14 protein-coding genes are annotated in these 16,550 nt (G+C 69.2%); 13 read left to right on the top strand and 1 reads right to left on the bottom strand.

Annotated features, from left to right (window positions below; all coding sequences use genetic code 11):
* Positions 1 to 16: 16 nt before the first annotated feature.
* The 13 genes from AC07VS_RS07095 to AC07VS_RS07155 all read left to right on the top strand — a co-directional run bounded on the left by AC07VS_RS07095 (position 17) and on the right by AC07VS_RS07155 (position 15,217).
* Positions 17 to 1,648: an ABC transporter ATP-binding protein gene (locus tag AC07VS_RS07095; RefSeq protein ID WP_492346666.1), complete on the top strand. Its 1,632-nt coding sequence runs from the start codon at positions 17 to 19 to the stop codon at positions 1,646 to 1,648.
* A gap of 13 nt (positions 1,649 to 1,661) precedes the next feature.
* The gene (locus tag AC07VS_RS07100; protein WP_492346361.1) at positions 1,662 to 2,606 is read left to right on the top strand and encodes a 2-hydroxyacid dehydrogenase; all 945 of its coding nucleotides are present in this window, start codon (positions 1,662 to 1,664) and stop codon (positions 2,604 to 2,606) included.
* Between the two features lie 36 nt (positions 2,607 to 2,642).
* On the top strand, positions 2,643 to 4,010 hold the full coding sequence (locus AC07VS_RS07105; RefSeq protein WP_494657468.1) for an aspartate aminotransferase family protein: 1,368 nt from the start codon (positions 2,643 to 2,645) through the stop codon (positions 4,008 to 4,010).
* A gap of 44 nt (positions 4,011 to 4,054) precedes the next feature.
* The gene (locus AC07VS_RS07110) at positions 4,055 to 5,107 is read left to right on the top strand and encodes a histone deacetylase family protein (RefSeq protein WP_494750573.1); all 1,053 of its coding nucleotides are present in this window, start codon (positions 4,055 to 4,057) and stop codon (positions 5,105 to 5,107) included.
* Complete coding sequence (locus tag AC07VS_RS07115; protein ID WP_494657470.1) at positions 5,100 to 6,011, top strand: DMT family transporter; 912 nt, start codon at positions 5,100 to 5,102, stop codon at positions 6,009 to 6,011. Before AC07VS_RS07110 ends, AC07VS_RS07115 begins: the two co-directional genes overlap by 8 nt.
* 43 nt (positions 6,012 to 6,054) lie before the next feature.
* Complete coding sequence (locus AC07VS_RS07120) at positions 6,055 to 6,804, top strand: GntR family transcriptional regulator (RefSeq protein ID WP_494657471.1); 750 nt, start codon at positions 6,055 to 6,057, stop codon at positions 6,802 to 6,804.
* A gap of 21 nt (positions 6,805 to 6,825) precedes the next feature.
* Positions 6,826 to 7,854 (top strand): histone deacetylase family protein, encoded by a 1,029-nt coding sequence (locus AC07VS_RS07125; RefSeq protein ID WP_494750574.1) that lies wholly within the window; start codon positions 6,826 to 6,828, stop codon positions 7,852 to 7,854.
* Between the two features lies 1 nt (position 7,855).
* Positions 7,856 to 8,968: a phosphotransferase gene (locus tag AC07VS_RS07130; protein ID WP_494750575.1), complete on the top strand. Its 1,113-nt coding sequence runs from the start codon at positions 7,856 to 7,858 to the stop codon at positions 8,966 to 8,968.
* Between the two features lie 11 nt (positions 8,969 to 8,979).
* Positions 8,980 to 10,272: an aspartate aminotransferase family protein gene (locus AC07VS_RS07135; RefSeq protein WP_494750576.1), complete on the top strand. Its 1,293-nt coding sequence runs from the start codon at positions 8,980 to 8,982 to the stop codon at positions 10,270 to 10,272.
* A 41-nt stretch (positions 10,273 to 10,313) separates the two neighbouring features.
* Positions 10,314 to 11,630 carry an ArgE/DapE family deacylase gene (locus AC07VS_RS07140; RefSeq protein WP_494750577.1) on the top strand — a complete coding sequence of 439 codons (1,317 nt, stop codon included), beginning with the start codon at positions 10,314 to 10,316 and terminating at the stop codon, positions 11,628 to 11,630.
* A 126-nt stretch (positions 11,631 to 11,756) separates the two neighbouring features.
* Positions 11,757 to 12,023, top strand: a complete 267-nt coding sequence (locus AC07VS_RS07145; protein ID WP_019573252.1) for a type B 50S ribosomal protein L31 — start codon at positions 11,757 to 11,759, stop codon at positions 12,021 to 12,023.
* 138 nt (positions 12,024 to 12,161) lie between these two features.
* The gene (locus tag AC07VS_RS07150) at positions 12,162 to 13,865 is read left to right on the top strand and encodes a glycosyltransferase family protein (protein WP_494750578.1); all 1,704 of its coding nucleotides are present in this window, start codon (positions 12,162 to 12,164) and stop codon (positions 13,863 to 13,865) included.
* 2 nt (positions 13,866 to 13,867) lie between these two features.
* Positions 13,868 to 15,217: an MATE family efflux transporter gene (locus AC07VS_RS07155; protein WP_494750579.1), complete on the top strand. Its 1,350-nt coding sequence runs from the start codon at positions 13,868 to 13,870 to the stop codon at positions 15,215 to 15,217.
* On the opposite strand, the gene phoR is transcribed toward AC07VS_RS07155, so the two are convergent.
* Entirely contained in the window at positions 15,165 to 16,550 is a 1,386-nt protein-coding gene (phoR, locus tag AC07VS_RS07160) for a phosphate regulon sensor histidine kinase PhoR (protein WP_494750580.1), read from the bottom strand. The genes AC07VS_RS07155 and phoR overlap by 53 nt on opposite strands.

Raw genomic sequence — 16,550 nt, forward strand, 5'->3', positions numbered from 1 at the left:
GACCGGAAGCCACCCCATGCCTGCCAACGATCCCCTGCCCGACACCCCTGTGCTGGAAGTGCGCGGCCTTGACATCAAGCTGCCCTCGGGCGGCGACCGTCGCCTGGCAGTGCAAGGCGCCTCCTTCACGCTCCAAGCCGGCCAGACACTTTGCGTGGTCGGCGAGTCGGGCTCGGGCAAATCGATGATTGCCAATGCCATCATGGGCCTGCTGCCACGCCCCCATGTCGAGCCGGTGGCTGGGCAGATCCTGTTTGACGGGCAAGACCTGCTGCAACTCAGCGAAGCCCAGATGCGCGAGCTGCGCGGGCACCGCATCGGCATGGTGTTCCAGGAGCCCATGACCGCCCTCAACCCGGTGATGCGCATTGGCGAGCAACTGGCCGAGGTGTTCGACGCCCACTTGAAGCTCGGTGCCGCCGAGAAGCGCAGCCGCATCCTGGCCGCCCTGGCCGATGTGGGCCTGCCCGACCCGGCCCTGCTGATCGACAGCTACCCCTTCCGCCTCTCCGGTGGGCAGCGCCAGCGGGTGATGATCGCCTGCGCCATGCTGCTGGAGCCCCGGCTGCTGATCGCCGACGAACCCACCACCGCACTCGACGTCACCACGCAAGCGCAGATCCTCAAGCTGATGCGCGAGCTGCAACAGCGCCGCGGCATGGCCCTGCTGTTCATCACCCACGACTTCGGCGTCGTCTCCGAGATCGCCGACCACGTGGTGGTGATGCAGACCGGCCAGGTCGTCGAGGCCGGCCCGGCCCGCCAGGTGCTCAGCCAGCCCAGCCACCCCTACACCCGCAAGCTGATTGCCGCCATTCCCCAGGGTGCGCCGCTGGTGCGCGAAGGCGAGCCCGACCTGATGCACGTGCTGCAGGTGCAGGACCTTTGCAAGACCTACACCTCGGGCGGCGGTCTGTTCCGCAAAGGGCGGCAGGTCAGCGCGGCCAAAAACGTCAATTTCGAACTGCGCCGCGGCCAGACGCTGGGCCTGGTGGGGGAGTCGGGCTCGGGCAAATCGAGCGTGGGCCGCTGCATCGTCGGCCTGGCCCCCTTCGAATCGGGCCGCATCCTGTTCAAGGGACGCAACCTGATGTCGGGCGCAGCGCTGCGCCAGCAGGCCAAGGGCAAGATCCAGATGGTCTTTCAAGACCCCTACGCCTCGCTCAATCCACGCCACCGCATCGGCCCCACCCTGGCCGCCGGGCCCATCGCCCAGGGCGTGCCCCGCGATGTGGCCATGGCCCGGGCCCTGGAGCTGTTGCAACTGGTGGGCCTGGGCCCCGAAGCCGCCGACCGCTTTCCGCACGAGTTTTCAGGCGGCCAGCGCCAGCGCATCGGCATTGCCCGGGCCCTCGCCATGGAACCCGAACTGCTGGTGGCCGACGAGCCCGTGTCGGCCCTGGACGTGTCGGTGCAGGCCCAGGTGCTCAAGCTGTTTGCCGAAGTGCGTGAGCGCTTCCAGCTGGCCATGGTGTTCATCACCCACGACCTGCGCGTGGCCGGCGAGATGTGCGACCACATCGCCGTGATGCAACGCGGCCAGGTGGTCGAGTACGGCCCCAGTGCCGAGGTGCTGGGCAACCCACAGCACGACTACACGCGCCGGCTGATCGATGCCATTCCGCGCCTGAATGCCCACCAAGCCTGAGCCCGACCCAGCCATGTCCGCCCCCCTGACCATCGCCTTTCTCAGCAGCAACCTCGACTTCAGCTACCTGCTGCCCGCCTTCCGAGCCCAATTCCCCCAGGCGCGGCTGCGCCTGGGCACCGAGCTAGGCCCCCTGGAGGAGATCGATGCCGCCGTCTGCTGGTACCCGCCCGAGGGCCTGCTGGCCCGACTGCCCCGGCTGCGCCTGATCCAGTCGGTGGGTGCCGGCATCGACCACATCACGGCCGACCCGGCCCTGCCCGCTTTGCCGGTGTGCCGCATCATCGACCCCGACATGGGCCAGGGCATGACCGCCTACGTCACCTGGGCCGTGATCCAGCACCAGCGTCACATGGGGGCCTACCTGCACAGTGCCGCCGCGCGCCGCTGGGAAGAGCAGCCGGTGCAGCCACCGCGCCAGCACCGGGTCGGCATCGCCGGCCTGGGCACCCTGGGCCTGGCCTGCGCCGAGGCGCTGTTGAGCATCGGCTACAGCGTGCGCGGCTGGAGTCGCTCGCCTAAAAACGGGCTGCCCGCCGGCCTGCAGGCCTTCCATGGCGAAGCCGGGCAGGCCGAGTTCCTGGCCGGTTGCGACACCCTGGTGTGCCTGCTCCCCCTCACCGAAGACACCCGCGGCATCCTGTGCCAGCCCTTGTTCAATCAGCTGCCTCGAGGCGCCCACCTGATCAATGTCGGGCGCGGAGCCCACCTGGTCGAGGCCGACCTGCTGGCCGCCCTGGCCAGTGGCCAGCTCGCCGCCGCCACCCTGGACGCCCTGACGCAAGAGCCCCTGCCGCCCGAGCACCCGTTCTGGGCCGACCCACGCATCCTCATCACCCCGCACATCGCCACGCGCACCGACCCCTCGGTCATCGCGCGCCAGACCGCCGACAACCTGGCCCGGATCGACGCTGGCCACGCTGCCGAGGTCGCGGTGGACCTGCGCCGCGGCTACTGAGCCCCTACACCTTCCCGCCCCCAAGAAAGCCCCAACATGAACACCCCCAGCGAGCTGGCCGCCAAAGACATTGCGGCCCACCTGCACCCCTTCACCAACCTGGCCACCCATGCCGACGTCGGCCCGTTGGTGATCACCCGTGGCGACGGCATCCATGTCATCGACGAACAGGGCCGCCGCTACATCGAGGGCATGTCGGGCCTGTGGTGCAGCTCGCTGGGCTTCAGCCACCCGCGTCTGATCGCGGCTGGCACCCAGGCCCTGCAGACCCTGCCGTACTACCACACCTTCAACCACCGATCCAACCCAGCCGTGGCGCAACTGGCCGAGAAGCTGCTGGCCCTGGCCCCGGTGCCCATGGCCCGGGTGTTCTTTGCCAACTCGGGTTCCGAGGCCAATGACAGCGCGGTCAAGATGGTCTGGTACTACCACAACGCCATCGGCCAACCGGCCAAGAAGAAGATCCTGGCACGCCAGCGTGCCTACCACGGGGTGACCGTGGCGGCCGCCAGCCTCAGCGGCCTGCCGGCCAACCACCAGGACTTCGACCTGCCGATAGACCGCATCAGCCATGTCGAGTGCCCGCACCACTACCGCTACGGCCTGCCCGGTGAAAGCGAGGCCGACTTTGCCACCCGCCTGGCCGATTCGCTGGAGCAGCGCATCCTGCAGGAAGGCCCCGACACCGTGGCCGCCTTCTTTGCCGAGCCGGTGATGGGCGCGGGCGGCGTGATCGTGCCGCCCGAAACCTACTTCGAGAAAGTGCAGGCGGTGCTGCGCAAGTACCAGGTGCTGCTGGTGGCCGATGAGGTGATCTGCGGCTTTGGCCGCACCGGCAACATGTTCGGCTCCACCACCTTCGGCCTGCAGCCCGACATCCTGACCTGTGCCAAGGCCTTGTCCTCGGGCTACGTGCCGATCTCGGCCGTGATGGTGTCGCCCGCGATCCACGATGCCCTGGCCGCCAACAGCGGGCGCATCGGCACCTTTGGCCACGGCTATACCTACTCGGGCCACCCGGTGGCCTCGGCCATCGCGCTTGAAACCCTGAAGGTGTACGAGGACGACCACATCCTGGAGCGGGTGCGCGAACTCGCGCCCGGCTTCCAGGCCCGCCTGCGCCAGTTCGGCCAGCGCCGCTGTGTGGGCGAAGCCCGCGGCGTGGGCCTGATCGGCGCCCTGGAGCTGGTGGCCGACAAAGCCAGCCGCCAGCCCTTTGCCCCCGCCCTCAAGGCCGGCCCGCGCCTGGCCCAACTTGCCCAGGAGCAGGGCCTGATCGTGCGTGCCATGGGCGACACCGTGGCCCTGTGCCCGCCCTTGATCATCAGCGCCGCCGAACTCGACACCCTGTTCGCTCGCCTGGACCAGGCCTTCGACCTGTTCGAAGCCAGCCTGCCCGCCTGAATCGCAAAAACCGCCAGAACCGCCCCAAGCCACCGGAGCGCCCCATGCAAGCCTTCTTCTCGCCCGACCAGATGCTGCACACGCCGCAGCAGTTCATGCGCCTGGGCCGCCTGATGCCCGCCGCCGACCTGCCCAGCCGCGCCAGCGCCCTGCAGGCCACGCTGCAGGCCTGCGGCGTGCCGGTGCACGAGCCCCCTGAGCTGGGCCGCGAACCCCTGGCGGCGGTCCATGCCCCGCACTACCTGGACTACCTGGAAACCGCCTGGGACCGCTGGCAAGCCCTGCGCCGCCCCGGCGTCGAGCCCGGCATCGAGGTGCTGCCCAACCTGGCGCCGTACCCGGCACCGCAAACCGGCCTGCGCCGCAGGCCCTGCCCCTCGCCCTCGCTGGTAGCCCAGACCGGCTACTACCTGGGCGACCTGTCCTGCCCCCTGGGCGCGCCCAGCTGGCGCGCCATCCTGCGCTCGGCCCACAGCGCCGTGGCCGCCGCCGACGCAGTGATCGCCGGGGCCCCCGCCGCCTATGCCCTGTGCCGCCCCTCAGGCCACCACGCCCACAACGACCGGGCCAGTGGCTTTTGCTTTGTCAACAACAACGCCTGCGCAGCGGCACGCCTGCAGGCACACTTCGGCCGCGTGGCCGTGCTTGATGTCGACGCACACCACGGCGACGGCACCCAGAACATCTTCTACGACCGCGCCGAGGTGATGACGGTCTCCACCCACGCCGATCCGGCCCAGTACTTTCCGTTCTACACCGGCTACGCCGAAGAACGCGGTACCGGGCCCGGTGCCGGTTGCAACCTGAACCTGCCGCTGCCGCACGGCAGCGGCAACGCAGAGTTCGCGCAGGCACTGGACGCGGCGCAAGCCGCGCTGCAAGCCTTCGCGCCCCAGGCCCTGGTGCTGGCCCTGGGCTTTGACACCTACAAGGACGACCCGATCAGCGTGCTGCGGCTCGACTTTGACGCCTACCGCGACGTCGGCCGCCGGGTGCGCCAGCTGGGCCTGCCCACCGTGGTGGTCCAGGAGGGCGGCTACATGGTCGAGGCCATCGGCCCCGGCCTGAAGGCGTTCCTGGAAGGCTTGCATGGCTGACACCCTCGCCCCCAGGGCTCAGGCGGCAGCGCCCCAGGCCGCTGCCGCGGCGCAACAGCGCCAGGGCATGCTGCTGTTCCTCGCCGCCCTGCTGGCCTTTGCCTGCTACGACGCCTTTGCCAAACACATGCTGGCCCATTACCCGGCCACGCTGATGAACCTGACCCGCTACGTGGCCGTGGGCAGCATGGCCGCGGTCCTGCTTTGGCGGCATGGCGACTGGCGGCTGTGGCGCCAACCGCATCAGAAGCTGCTGTTCCTGCGCAGCCTCATGCTGGCCATCGTGGCAACCAGCTTCATGACCGCGTTGGCCAGCATGCCGCTGGCCGAGGCCACCGCGATCTACTTCACCGCCCCGCTGATCATGGTGGCCCTGTCGCCCTGGGTGCTGGGCGAGCAGGTCGGGCGCGTGCAGTGGGTGGCTGTGCTGGTCGGCTTTGCCGGCATGCTGCTGATCGTGCGTCCAGGCAGTGCCCTGCCCCTGGCCGGCACGCTGCTGATGGCGCTGGCCGCCGTGTGCTACGCCCTGTTCCAGGTGCTCACGCGGCGCCTGTCAGGCCTGGTGCCGGCCCCTGCGCAATACGCCTACATGGCCGCCATGTGCCTGGTGGTGACCAACCTGCCCGCCCTGTTCACCGGCCCCATGGCCTGGCCGGGCTGGCTTGAACTGGCGGCGCTGGTGGCCGGCGGCTTCGTCAGCGGAGCGGCCCAGTTGCTGCTGTTGGCCGCCTTTCGACGCGTGTCGGCCTCGGTGCTGGCCCCGATGAACTACCTGCAACTGCTGTTGGCGGTGTTGATCAGCACCTTCTGGTTCCAGCGCCCGCCCGACGCCCTGGCCCTGGGGGGCATGGCCCTGATCGGCGCGGCCGGGGTCTATCTGGCCTTGCCCAGGCGCTTAAAGTAACGGCCCTGACAAAGACCCCGTCGAGACAACGCCGCGCCACACCATGAACCCCATCGCCGCCCCTCAACCCGAAACCCGCGCTGTCCCCTCTGCTGCCCCCGGCTTTTCGTCCATCGATCTGCCCGATCTGGTGGCCGTGGTCGAGGCGCAGTTGCAGCAGGCCATCGTCGAAGGCCGTCTGCCCCCCGGGGCCCGCATCGTCGAGGCCGAACTGGCGCGCCAGATGGGTGTCAGCCGTGCCCCGGTGCGTGAAGCCGCCCGACGCCTGGAAAGCCAGGGCCTGTTGGTGGCGCGCCCGCGCTATGGCTTCACGGTGCGCACCCTGGACCTGCAGCAGATCAACGACCTGTTCCAGGTGCGCATCGGACTGGAGGTCCTGGCCACCGGCCTGGCCTGCCGCCAGGCCAGCGACGAACAACTGGCGCAACTGCAGGCCCGCGTCGACCACATGGTGGCCCAGGCCCCGCACCTGGGTCAGGCCGAGCGCGTGGCCCTGGACCTGGGCATCCACGCCTGCATCTGCGAGATCTCAGGCAACGCCTACCTGCACCGGCTGTTCAGCAACATGCAGACCGAGATCCGCATGATCCTGGCCCTGACCGAGGGCAGCTACCGCGACCCGAACCTGATCGCCGAGTCGCACCGCCCGGTGATCGACGCCATGCGCCGACGCGATGCCGCCGCCGCCGAACACGCCCTGCGTCACCACCTGATCGAGGGGCAGGAACACGTGCAAGCCCTGTTCCTGCACGCCCAGCACAGGGCCACCACGGCGCCCCCCACCCCACCCTGAACTCCACCCTGCTCCAACGCCATGAAGATCGTCCACTCCGACCAGCACCAGGGCCACGACCCGCAACAGTTCATCGTGCGCGGCCGCATGAAGCGCAGCAACGAGCAACCCGAACGCGCCACCCGGCTGCTGGCCGCAGCCCAGGGGGCCGGCCACACGGTGCTGACCCCGGACGACCATGGCCCCGGCCCGCGCGCCGCCATCCATACACCACAGTACCTGCACTTTCTCGAAACCGCCTGGGAGCGCTGGCAGCAGCTCGAGAACGCCTCCGACGAGGTGATGCCCAACGTCTACCCCTTTCCGGGCCAGCCCTTCACCTACCCCGATCACCTGGTGGGCCAGGCCGGCTACCACATGGGCGACAACGCCTGCAGCATCGGCCACCACACCTGGCAGGCGGCCACCGCGGCGGCCCACAGCGCCACCCACGCCGCCGAACTGGTGCTGGCCGGTGAACGCGCCGTGTACGCGCTGTGCCGCCCCCCGGGGCACCACGCCTACACCGACCGGGCGAACGGCTTTTGCTACCTCAACAACAGCGCCATCGCGGCCCAGCACCTGCGCCAGCGCCATGCCCGGGTGGCCGTGCTGGACATCGACGTGCACCACGGCAACGGGACCCAGGGCATTTTCTGGCGCCGCAATGATGTGCTGACCGTCTCGCTGCATGCCGACCCCCATGTGTGCACGCCCTACTTCACGGGCCATGGCCATGAGCACGGCGAGGGCGAGGGCCTGGGTTACAACATCAACCTGCCCTTGCCGCGTGGCACGGGCGATGAAGGCTACCTGCAAACCCTTCAGAAGGCCCTGAACAGCCTGCGTGCCTACGCCCCCGGCGCGCTGGTGGTGGCGCTGGGACTGGACGCCCACGAAAACGACCCCTACCGCATGCTGGCGGTCAGCACCCCGGGCTTTGCCCGCATCACGGCCGAGATCGCGCGCCTGGGCCTGCCCACCGTGCTGGTGCAGGAGGGCGGCTACCTGGGCGATGACCTGGGGCCCAACCTGGTGAGCGCCCTGCGCGGCTTTGAGTCGGTGGCTTGAGATGAGCAGGCTCGCACCCGCCGCCTCCCTGAAACACCCGGCACACGACAGCGCGGCCCTGCTGCCCGGCGCCGCCCTGCTGAGCGCGCCCCCCGCCCCGGTCTCCCTGGACGAGGCCCGTGGGCTGCTGCGCCAGCACTATGGCCTGCACGAGCTTGAGTTGCAGGCCCTCAGCGGCGAACGCGACGCCAACTTCCTGGTCCAGCCCCGGCAGGGAGCCGCCTGCATGCTGAAGATCTCGCACCCCCAGGAAAGCGCGCTGGTGGCCGATTTTCAGACCCAGGTGCTGCTGCACCTGGCGAGCCAGGCCCCCGAGCTGCCGGTGCAGCGCCTGCTGCCCACGGTCAACGGCCAGCCCAGCCTGACCCTGGACTGGCCCGACGGAGGCCATCGCGTGGTGCGCCTGTTCAGCTACCTGGAAGGGCTGCCCATGCCCCAGGCCCCACGCTCCGAGGCCCAGCGCCTGAACGTGGCCCGCCTGCTGGCCCGCCTGGACCATGCCCTGGCCGACGTCAGTCACCCGGCCGGCGAGCAGGCCCTGCCCTGGGACATCCAGCGTGCCGATCGGGTGCGAGGCCTGCTGGTGCATGTGAACGACCCGGCCCGTCAGGCCCTGGCCCACCGGGCCCTTGACGGCTTTGTCGAGCGCGTGCTGCCCCGGCTGGGCCACCTGCCACGCCAGGCCATCCACAACGACTTCAATCTCTACAACCTGCTGGTCGATGCACAGCACACCGATCAGGTCAGTGGCATCCTTGACTTTGGCGATGTGGTGATGGGCCCCCGCGTGAACGACCTGGCCGTGGCCGCGTCGTACCAGCTGGATGCGCGCGGTGAGGGGGGTGCCCCCCAGGCGCTGGCGGCCATCGCGGGCTTTGCCGCGGCCTACCACGCTGAATGGCCGCTGCAGCCGCTGGAGCTGGAACTGCTGACCGATCTGGTGCGAGCCCGCCTGGTGATGGTGGTGGCCATCAGCGGTTGGCGCGCCGCCCGCCAACCCGACAACGCGCCTTACCTGCTGCGCAACAACGCCATCTCCTGGGCCCGCCTGCAAGCCCTGGATTCCGCCACCCCGACCCAGGCCGAGGCCGCACTTCGGCAAGCCTGCGGCTGAAAGTCATCCCCATGCACCACCCCACCGCATCGTCCGACACCGCCGCCCTGCTGGAACGCCGCGCCCGCCTGCTGGGCCCCGCCTACCGCCTTTTCTACGAAGAACCCCTGCACCTGGTGCGCGGTGAAGGGGTTTGGCTGTACGACGCCCAGGGCCGCCGCTACCTGGATGCCTACAACAACGTGGCCAGCGTGGGCCACGCCCACCCCCAGGTGGTGCAAGCCCTGGCCCGCCAGGCGGCCCAGCTCAACACCCACACCCGCTACCTGCACGAGGGCGTGCTTGACTACGCCGAGCGCCTGCTGGGCCACCTGCCCAGCGAGCTGGGCCAGGCCATGTTCACCTGCACCGGCAGCGAGGCCAATGACCTGGCGCTGCGCATCGCACGCGCCCACACCGGGGCGCAGGGCCTGGTCATCACCCGCTGGGCCTATCACGGCGTGACCACCGTGCTGGCCGAGGCCTCGCCCTCGCTGGGGGCCGGCATGAAGCTGGGCGCCGCCGTGCGCACCGTGGCCGCCCCCGACAGCTACCGTGAGCCTGCCACTGATCTGGGCCAACGCCTGGCCCGCGATGTGCGCGCCGCCATCGCCGACCTGCAAGCCCAGGGCCTGCGCCCCGCGGCATTGCTGGTCGACACGGTGTTCTCCAGCGACGGTCTGTGCACCGCCCCGGCCGGCTTTCTGCAGCCCGCCGTGCAGGCCATGCGCGAGGCTGGCGGCCTGTTCATCGCCGACGAGGTGCAGCCCGGCTTCGGCCGCACGGGCGAGGCCTTCTGGGGCTTTGAACGCCACGGCTTGGTGCCCGACATCGTGACCCTGGGCAAGCCCATGGGCAACGGCCACCCGGTGGCGGGCCTGGCCGTGCGGCCCGAGGTGCTGGCCGCCTTCGGGCGCGAGTGCCGTTACTTCAATACCTTTGGCGGCAACCCGGTGTCGATGGCCGTGGCCAGCGCCGTGCTCGACGTGATCGAGCAAGAGGCCCTGCAGGCCAACGCCCTGGCCGTGGGCCAGTACCTGCGCGATGGCCTGCAGTCACTGGCCGCCCGCCATGAGGCGGTGGGGGATGTGCGCGGTGCCGGCCTGTTCGTGAGCGTGGAGCTGGTGAATGACCGGGCCCGCCAGCAGGCAGACGGCCCGCTGGCCGCCCGGGTGGTGAACGGCCTGCGCCGCGCCGGCGTGCTGCTCAGCGCCTCGGGCCCGCAGGCCAACTGCCTGAAGATCCGCCCGCCCCTGGTGTTTTCAAAAACCAACGCCGACGAGCTGATCGACAAGCTGGATGGTGTGCTGAAAGACGGCGGCTGAGGCCCAACTTCCCATCACCTCTCCATTTGAATGGCCCCGAAATGACCTCTCACCCCGCACCGACAGCCGCAGCGCTGCAACAGGCCGTGGCGCAACTCGACGCCGAGATGATCGACACCCTGAGCGCCTTCGTGGCCGCGCGCAGCCCCTCGGGGGCCGAGCAGCCGGCCGCCGATTTTCTGGAGGCCCAACTGCAGGCGCTGGGCCTGGACTGCGAACGCATCGTGCTCGACAGCGATCGCATCCGTCGCTCGCCCCTGTTCTCCTGCCCCTGCGACCCCGATGGCGGGCGCTACAACCTGCTGGCCCGGCACCTGCCACGCAACAAGCAAGGCCCTCGCGGGCGCTCAGTGCTGTTCAACGGGCACCTGGATGTGGTGCCGACCGGCCCTGAGGCCCTCTGGAGCGCACCGCCCTTCCAGCCCCATGTGAAGGACGACTGGCTGTTTGGCCGGGGCGCGGGCGACATGAAGGGGGGCATCGTCTGCGCCCTGATGGCCTTCAAGGCCTTGCGCCGGCTCGGCCTGCAACCGGCCGGGGTGGTGGGCTTCAATGCCGTGCTGGACGAAGAGAACACCGGCAACGGCACCTTGGCCACGGTACATGCCCTGCAGAACGCCCTGGCCAAGGCGCGCCTGACCGACTTTGACGCGGTGATCATCCCCGAGCCCTTTGCCGAAACCCTGATGGCGGCCCAGGTGGGTGTGAGCTGGCTGTTCGTCACCCTGACCGGGCGGCCGGCCCATGTGGCCTACATGGGCCAGGGCCTGAACCCCATCGAGGCGGCCCACGAACTGATGGCCGACCTGAAGCTGCTGGAAGCCGAATGGAATGCACCGGAGAACCGCCACCCGGCCTTCCGGGACGTGGCCCACCCGATCAACTTCAACCTGGGGCGCATCGAGGGGGGTGAATGGAACTCCTCCGTGCCTTGCACCTGCACCCTGGGCCTGCGTTGCAGCTACTACCCAGGCACCGAACCCGATGCCGCGGTGGCCCTGATCAGCCAGCGCTTGCGCGCCAAGGCCCAGGCCCTGAACCCGGCCCTGCAAGTCGAGATCAGCACCCAAGGCCATCGCTCGCCAGGCTGTGTGTATGACCTCGATCACCCGGCCATGCAGGCGCTGGCCCAGGCCCACCGGGCGGTGAACGGCCGCGAGGCCGAGCGCCTGGCCTGCACCGCCACTACCGACGGCCGGCACTTCAGCCTGATGACCGACATCCCGGTCACCAATTACGGCCCGCTGGCACGCGACATCCACGGCATCGACGAAGCGGTTTCGCTGGCCAGCATGCGCCGGGTCACCCTGACGCTGGCGCACTACCTGGTGAACTGGTGCGGGGTGGAATCCGTCTGAGAACGGTCGACGGTAAAAAAGCCTTGAGCCGGCTGTCAGAAAAATGGGATAATCGAGGGCTTTTGGCGAAAAGTGCTGTGCAGTGGTTTGTGCAGTGGCTCTCGCAACTTCCTAAAAGGTAAGACCATGGCCAAAGAAGGCATTCACCCGAACTACCGCGAAGTCCTGTTTGTGGACCTCTCCAACGGTTTCAAGTTTGTGACCCGTTCCTGCGTGAACACCAAAGAAATGGGCAAGACCGAAGACGGTCGCGAACTGCCCCTGTTCAAGCTGGACACTTCCAGCGAATCCCACCCCTTCTACACCGGCACCCAAAAGTCGGTGGACAACATGGGTGGTCGCGTCGAACGCTTCCGCAACCGTTTCGGCAAGCTGGCCACCGCCAGCAAGTAAGTCAAAGGCGGCGACTCTCGCCGCTCCGACTTCTGCTAAAAAGGCAGCCCGGTCCCCGAGCTGCCTTTTTTCTTGCCCGCTGCATTTTGCCCCCCGCAGCGGGCGGCCCGGTTGCCACGAATCTTCCCTACCCGCACCTTGAACTCGACCTCACCCGCCATCGTTGCCCAGAGCGCTGTCCGTCGCCTGCCCCGCTGGGCCCTGATCGGCCTGTGTGCCGCCTACGTGCTGGCCGGCTTCTGGGGCCGCGCGCCCTGGAAAGGCGCCGACATCGCCGAACTGGGCTACATGATGGAAATGGCGGCCGGCCACACCAGTTGGCTGCAGCCCACCCTGGCCGGGCTGGCCCCCGAGAACGACGGCCTGCTGGCTTACTGGATCGGCGCCTGGATGCTGCAACTGGCGCCGGCCAGCTGGGCCCCCGAGTTGGTGACCCGCTTGCCCTTCATGGCCATGCTGGCCCTGACCCTGGTGGCCACCTGGTACGGCGTGTATTACCTGGCCCGCAGCCCGCGGGCCCAACCCGTGGCCTTCGCCTTCGGAGGCGAGGCCCGCCCCAATGATTACGCCCGCGCCCTGGCCGATGGCGGCCTGCTGGCGCTGATGGCCTGCCTGGGTCTGGCCCGGCCCAGCCATGAAGTCACCTCTTACCTGGCCCAACTCACCTGCACCACGCTCACCTTCTATGCGGTCGCCGCCAGCCCCTATCGGCGCTGGGCCCCGCTGACGGCCCTGGTGCTGGGGCTGGCTGGCCTGGCCCTGAGCGGCGCCCCCACTGTGGCACTGGTGCTTGGGGCGGCCAGCGCGGTACTGGTCCGCCTGCAGACCGACGCCGACACCGAAGGCCGCCAACGCCCGGCGTGGCCCCGCGAGGCCTCGCTGGCTGCCGCCTGCGTGACGGCTGGCGTGGGCGTGCTGGTCTACCAGCTGGATCTGGCGCACTGGCGCATGGTGTGGCCCAGCTTTGGCGAGGCGCGCAGCCTGGCCCGCCTGCTGCTGTGGTTTGCCTGGCCTGCCTGGCCGCTGGCGCTGTGGTCGCTGTGGCGCTGGCGCCATCAGCTGCGCACGGGCCCCTGGCCGTTGCACCTGGGGCTGCCCATCTGCTTCGTGGCCGTGTCGGTGGTGATCACCTTCACCACCCCGCCAGCCGACCGGGCGCTGCTGCTCGGCCTGCCGGCACTGGCCACCCTGGCCGCCTTTGCCCTGCCCACGTTGAGCCGCAGCATGGGGGCGCTGATCGATTGGTTCACGCTGCTGTTCTTTACCAGCGCCGCGCTGGTGATCTGGGTGGTGTGGCTGGCCATGCAAACCGGCTTTCCGGCACAACCTGCAGCCAATGTGGCACGGCTGGCGCCTGGATTCCGGCCCGAGCTGTCGTGGTTCCCCCTGCTGTGTGCAGTGGCCGCCACCGGCGCCTGGCTGTGGCTGGTGAAATGGCGTGCCGGCCGCCACCGCGCCGCGATCTGGAAGAGCCTGGTGCTGCCCGCCAGCGGTGCCGCACTGGGCTGGATCCTGCTGATGACGCTGTGGCTGCCCCTGCTCGATTACGCGCTGAGCTACGCCAGCATGGTGCAGTCGGCGCGGGCCCTGATGGGCACGGCCACCTGCGCCGAGGTCTACGGCCTGAGCCCCGACCAGACGGCAGCCTTCCAGGTGCACGGCGATCTGCGCCTGGTGCCCACCGGCGCCAACACCCGCTGCGACTGGCTGCTGGTGGACCGCAACCAGTTGGTGGGCTGGCTGGAAACCCACGACGGCCCGAACTGGATTTACGAAACCAATGTGTGGCGCCAGGGTGAGCAGCGCGAATCCGTGCTGGTCTACCGCCGGGCCGGGAGCTGAACTTGAGCGAGTTGCGCCTGATTGCCCGCCATGCGGGCACGGTGCTGGCCGGCCAATTGGCCGTGATGGCCTTCGGCGTCACCGACACCCTGGTGGCCGGCCGCCATTCACCCGAGGCCCTGGCCGCGCTGGCCGTGGGTTCGGCCGTGTACATCAGCGTCTACGTGGGCTTGATGGGGGTGCTGCAGGCCTTGCTGCCAGTCTGGGCCGAATTGGAAGGCGCAGAGCGCCCGCTGGCGGTGGGGCGTTCGGTGCGCCAGTCGCTGTACCTGTGTGCTGTCGCTTCGGTGCTGGGCATGGGCGTGCTGCTCCAGCCCGACGCCTTGCTGCGCTGGACCGGGGTGCCCGACGAATTGCGCGCCGATGTGGGCCATTACCTGCAAGTGCTGGCCCTGGCATTGCCGCCGGCGCTGCTGTTTCGCGTCTACAGCACGCTGAACCAGGCCCTGCACCTGCCGCGCCTGGTCACCTGGCTGCAGTTGGCGGGGCTGGCGCTGAAGGTGCCGCTGTCGATGTGGTGGGCCTGGGGAGGCGCCGGTGTCACCGCGCAGGGCGCCACTGGCTGCGCCTGGGCCACCCTGGCCGTGAATGGCGCAATGGCCGCCCTGGCTGCGCTGATGCTGAGCCGGCAGACGGTTTACCACCCTTACCGCCTGTGGCAACGGCCCGAGCCCCCCGACTGGCAACAGTTGGGCCAGTTTCTGCGCCTGGGCCTGCCGGCCGGCCTGTCCATCCTGGTCGAGGTGACTTCCTTCACCCTGATGGCGCTGTTCATTGCTCGCCTGGGCACCACCGCGGCGGCCAGCCATCAGATTGCGGCCAACCTGATGGCCGTGCTGTACATGGTGCCGTTGTCGATTGGGATCGCCACCAGTGCCCGGGCCAGCTACTGGCTGGGGGGGCGCCAGCCAGCCCGGGCCCGGCAGGCGATCCGAACCGGCCTGCTGCTGGCCATGGGCTTGGCCACGCTGTGCTCAGCCGCGCTGTGGCTGGGTCATGCCGAGCTGCCCCGGCTCTACACCCAGCAGGCCGAGGTGGCCCGCCAGGCCGCGCCTTTGCTGGTTTGGGTGGCGCTGTACCACCTGTTCGATGCGGCCCAGACCCTGTGCGTATTTGTGCTGCGCTGCTACCGCGTGACGGTGGTCACGCTGGTGGTGTACGGCGCCTTGCTGTGGGGTGCCGGCCTGGGCGGCGGCTACTGGCTGGCCTACCGCGGCCTGGCCGGCTGGGCACCCTGGGAACGGCCCGATGCCTTCTGGGCTGGCAGCACCGTGGCGCTGGCCGCCGTGGCGGCCATCTTCATGCCGCTTCTTTGGCGCGCTGTGCACCGCCCGATGGCATCGCCCCGGTGAGTGCGGGAACGGCCTGCCGCAAGCGGCTGGCAGGGAACACGATCGAGAACCGCGAGCCCACGCCCAGCGTGCTTTCGATGTTGAGCTGGGCCCCGTGGCGCTGCACCACGTGCTTGACGATGGCCAGGCCCAGGCCGGTGCCACCGGTTTCACGCGAGCGGCTGCGATCCACCCGGTAGAAGCGCTCGGTGAGGCGCGGAAGGTGCTCAGGCGCAATGCCAGGGCCAGAATCCCGCACGTCGAACTCGGCGCGCCCGTCCGGCAGCATGTGCCAGCTGACCTGGATGCTGCCGCCACCCGGGGTGTAGCGCACGGCATTGCTGACCAGGTTGGACAAGGCGCTTTGCAACTCGTTGTGCGAACCGGCCAGATCGAGGCCGCGGGCCGCCTCGATGTCGAAGTGGATCTGGTGACGACGCCCGCTGTGGCTGCCAATCACGCCCGACAGGGCCTGGGCCTCTTGCTCGCAGTGCATGAGCAGCCCCAACACCCCCACCCATTCGGTCAAGCCCGGGGCCGGGCTGCCTTCCAGACGCGACAACGTGAGCAGGTCGCTCACCACGGTCTGCATGCGGCTGGCCTGCTGGGACATCAGGTTCAGGTAGTGCTGACGCTCGTGGTTTTCGAGGTTGAGGGTCTGCAGGGTCTCGATGAAACCCGACAGCACCGTCAATGGGGTGCGAATTTCGTGCGACACGTTGGCCACAAAGTCACGGCGCATGGCGTCGGCCTGGTCGAGTGCGGTGATGTCGCGCGACAGCAGCAGACGCCGTCCTTCGCCATAGCCGTGCAGGTGCACCGACAGGCGCACCGGCCGGGACAAGGTGCTGCCACGGCCGTTCATCACAATGTCGTGGCTGTAGTCGCGCGAGGCGTAATAGGCGGCAAAAACCGGCTCGCGCAACAGGTTGCCGATGGACTGCATCAGGTCCCGATCCGGATCGAAACCGAAATGCTCGGCTGCGGTCTGGTTGCACCATTCGATGTGACCTTCGGGGTCCAGCAGCACCACGCCGTTGGGCGAGGCCTGGATGGCCAGCAGAAACTCCTGCAGCCGGGCTTCGCTGTCCTCGGCCTTCTTGACCAGTTGGCGCAGCATGCGTCGCGCCCGGTCGGCCACCTCGCCCCACAGGCCGCCCAGGGCGGGGGCCTCATCGAGTTGGCCTTTGCGCAACCAGCGGCGCACCCGCAGGCCACGCCACAGGTCAAGCAGAAACCACAGCCAGGTGCCCAGCAGCAAGGCCAGCAGGGCCCCCAGGGCGTCGCCCAGCGACCACCCTGCCAGGACCGCCAACAGCTGGGCCCCGGCAAAAGTCAAGAACCGGAATGTCAT

The organism is Curvibacter sp. GW821-FHT01G03 (assembly GCF_059422285.1).

What these genes read in the sequence shown, in the direction of transcription:
- AC07VS_RS07095 (WP_492346666.1), top strand. Translation starts at nt 17, where the DNA reads ATGCCTGCCAACGATCCCCTGCCCGACACCCCTGTGCTGGAAGTGCGC.
- AC07VS_RS07100 (WP_492346361.1), top strand. Translation starts at nt 1,662, where the DNA reads ATGTCCGCCCCCCTGACCATCGCCTTTCTCAGCAGCAACCTCGACTTC.
- AC07VS_RS07105 (WP_494657468.1), top strand. Translation starts at nt 2,643, where the DNA reads ATGAACACCCCCAGCGAGCTGGCCGCCAAAGACATTGCGGCCCACCTG.
- AC07VS_RS07110 (WP_494750573.1), top strand. Translation starts at nt 4,055, where the DNA reads ATGCAAGCCTTCTTCTCGCCCGACCAGATGCTGCACACGCCGCAGCAG.
- AC07VS_RS07115 (WP_494657470.1), top strand. Translation starts at nt 5,100, where the DNA reads ATGGCTGACACCCTCGCCCCCAGGGCTCAGGCGGCAGCGCCCCAGGCC.
- AC07VS_RS07120 (WP_494657471.1), top strand. Translation starts at nt 6,055, where the DNA reads ATGAACCCCATCGCCGCCCCTCAACCCGAAACCCGCGCTGTCCCCTCT.
- AC07VS_RS07125 (WP_494750574.1), top strand. Translation starts at nt 6,826, where the DNA reads ATGAAGATCGTCCACTCCGACCAGCACCAGGGCCACGACCCGCAACAG.
- AC07VS_RS07130 (WP_494750575.1), top strand. Translation starts at nt 7,856, where the DNA reads ATGAGCAGGCTCGCACCCGCCGCCTCCCTGAAACACCCGGCACACGAC.
- AC07VS_RS07135 (WP_494750576.1), top strand. Translation starts at nt 8,980, where the DNA reads ATGCACCACCCCACCGCATCGTCCGACACCGCCGCCCTGCTGGAACGC.
- AC07VS_RS07140 (WP_494750577.1), top strand. Translation starts at nt 10,314, where the DNA reads ATGACCTCTCACCCCGCACCGACAGCCGCAGCGCTGCAACAGGCCGTG.
- AC07VS_RS07145 (WP_019573252.1), top strand. Translation starts at nt 11,757, where the DNA reads ATGGCCAAAGAAGGCATTCACCCGAACTACCGCGAAGTCCTGTTTGTG.
- phoR (WP_494750580.1), bottom strand. Translation starts at nt 16,550, where the DNA reads ATGACATTCCGGTTCTTGACTTTTGCCGGGGCCCAGCTGTTGGCGGTC.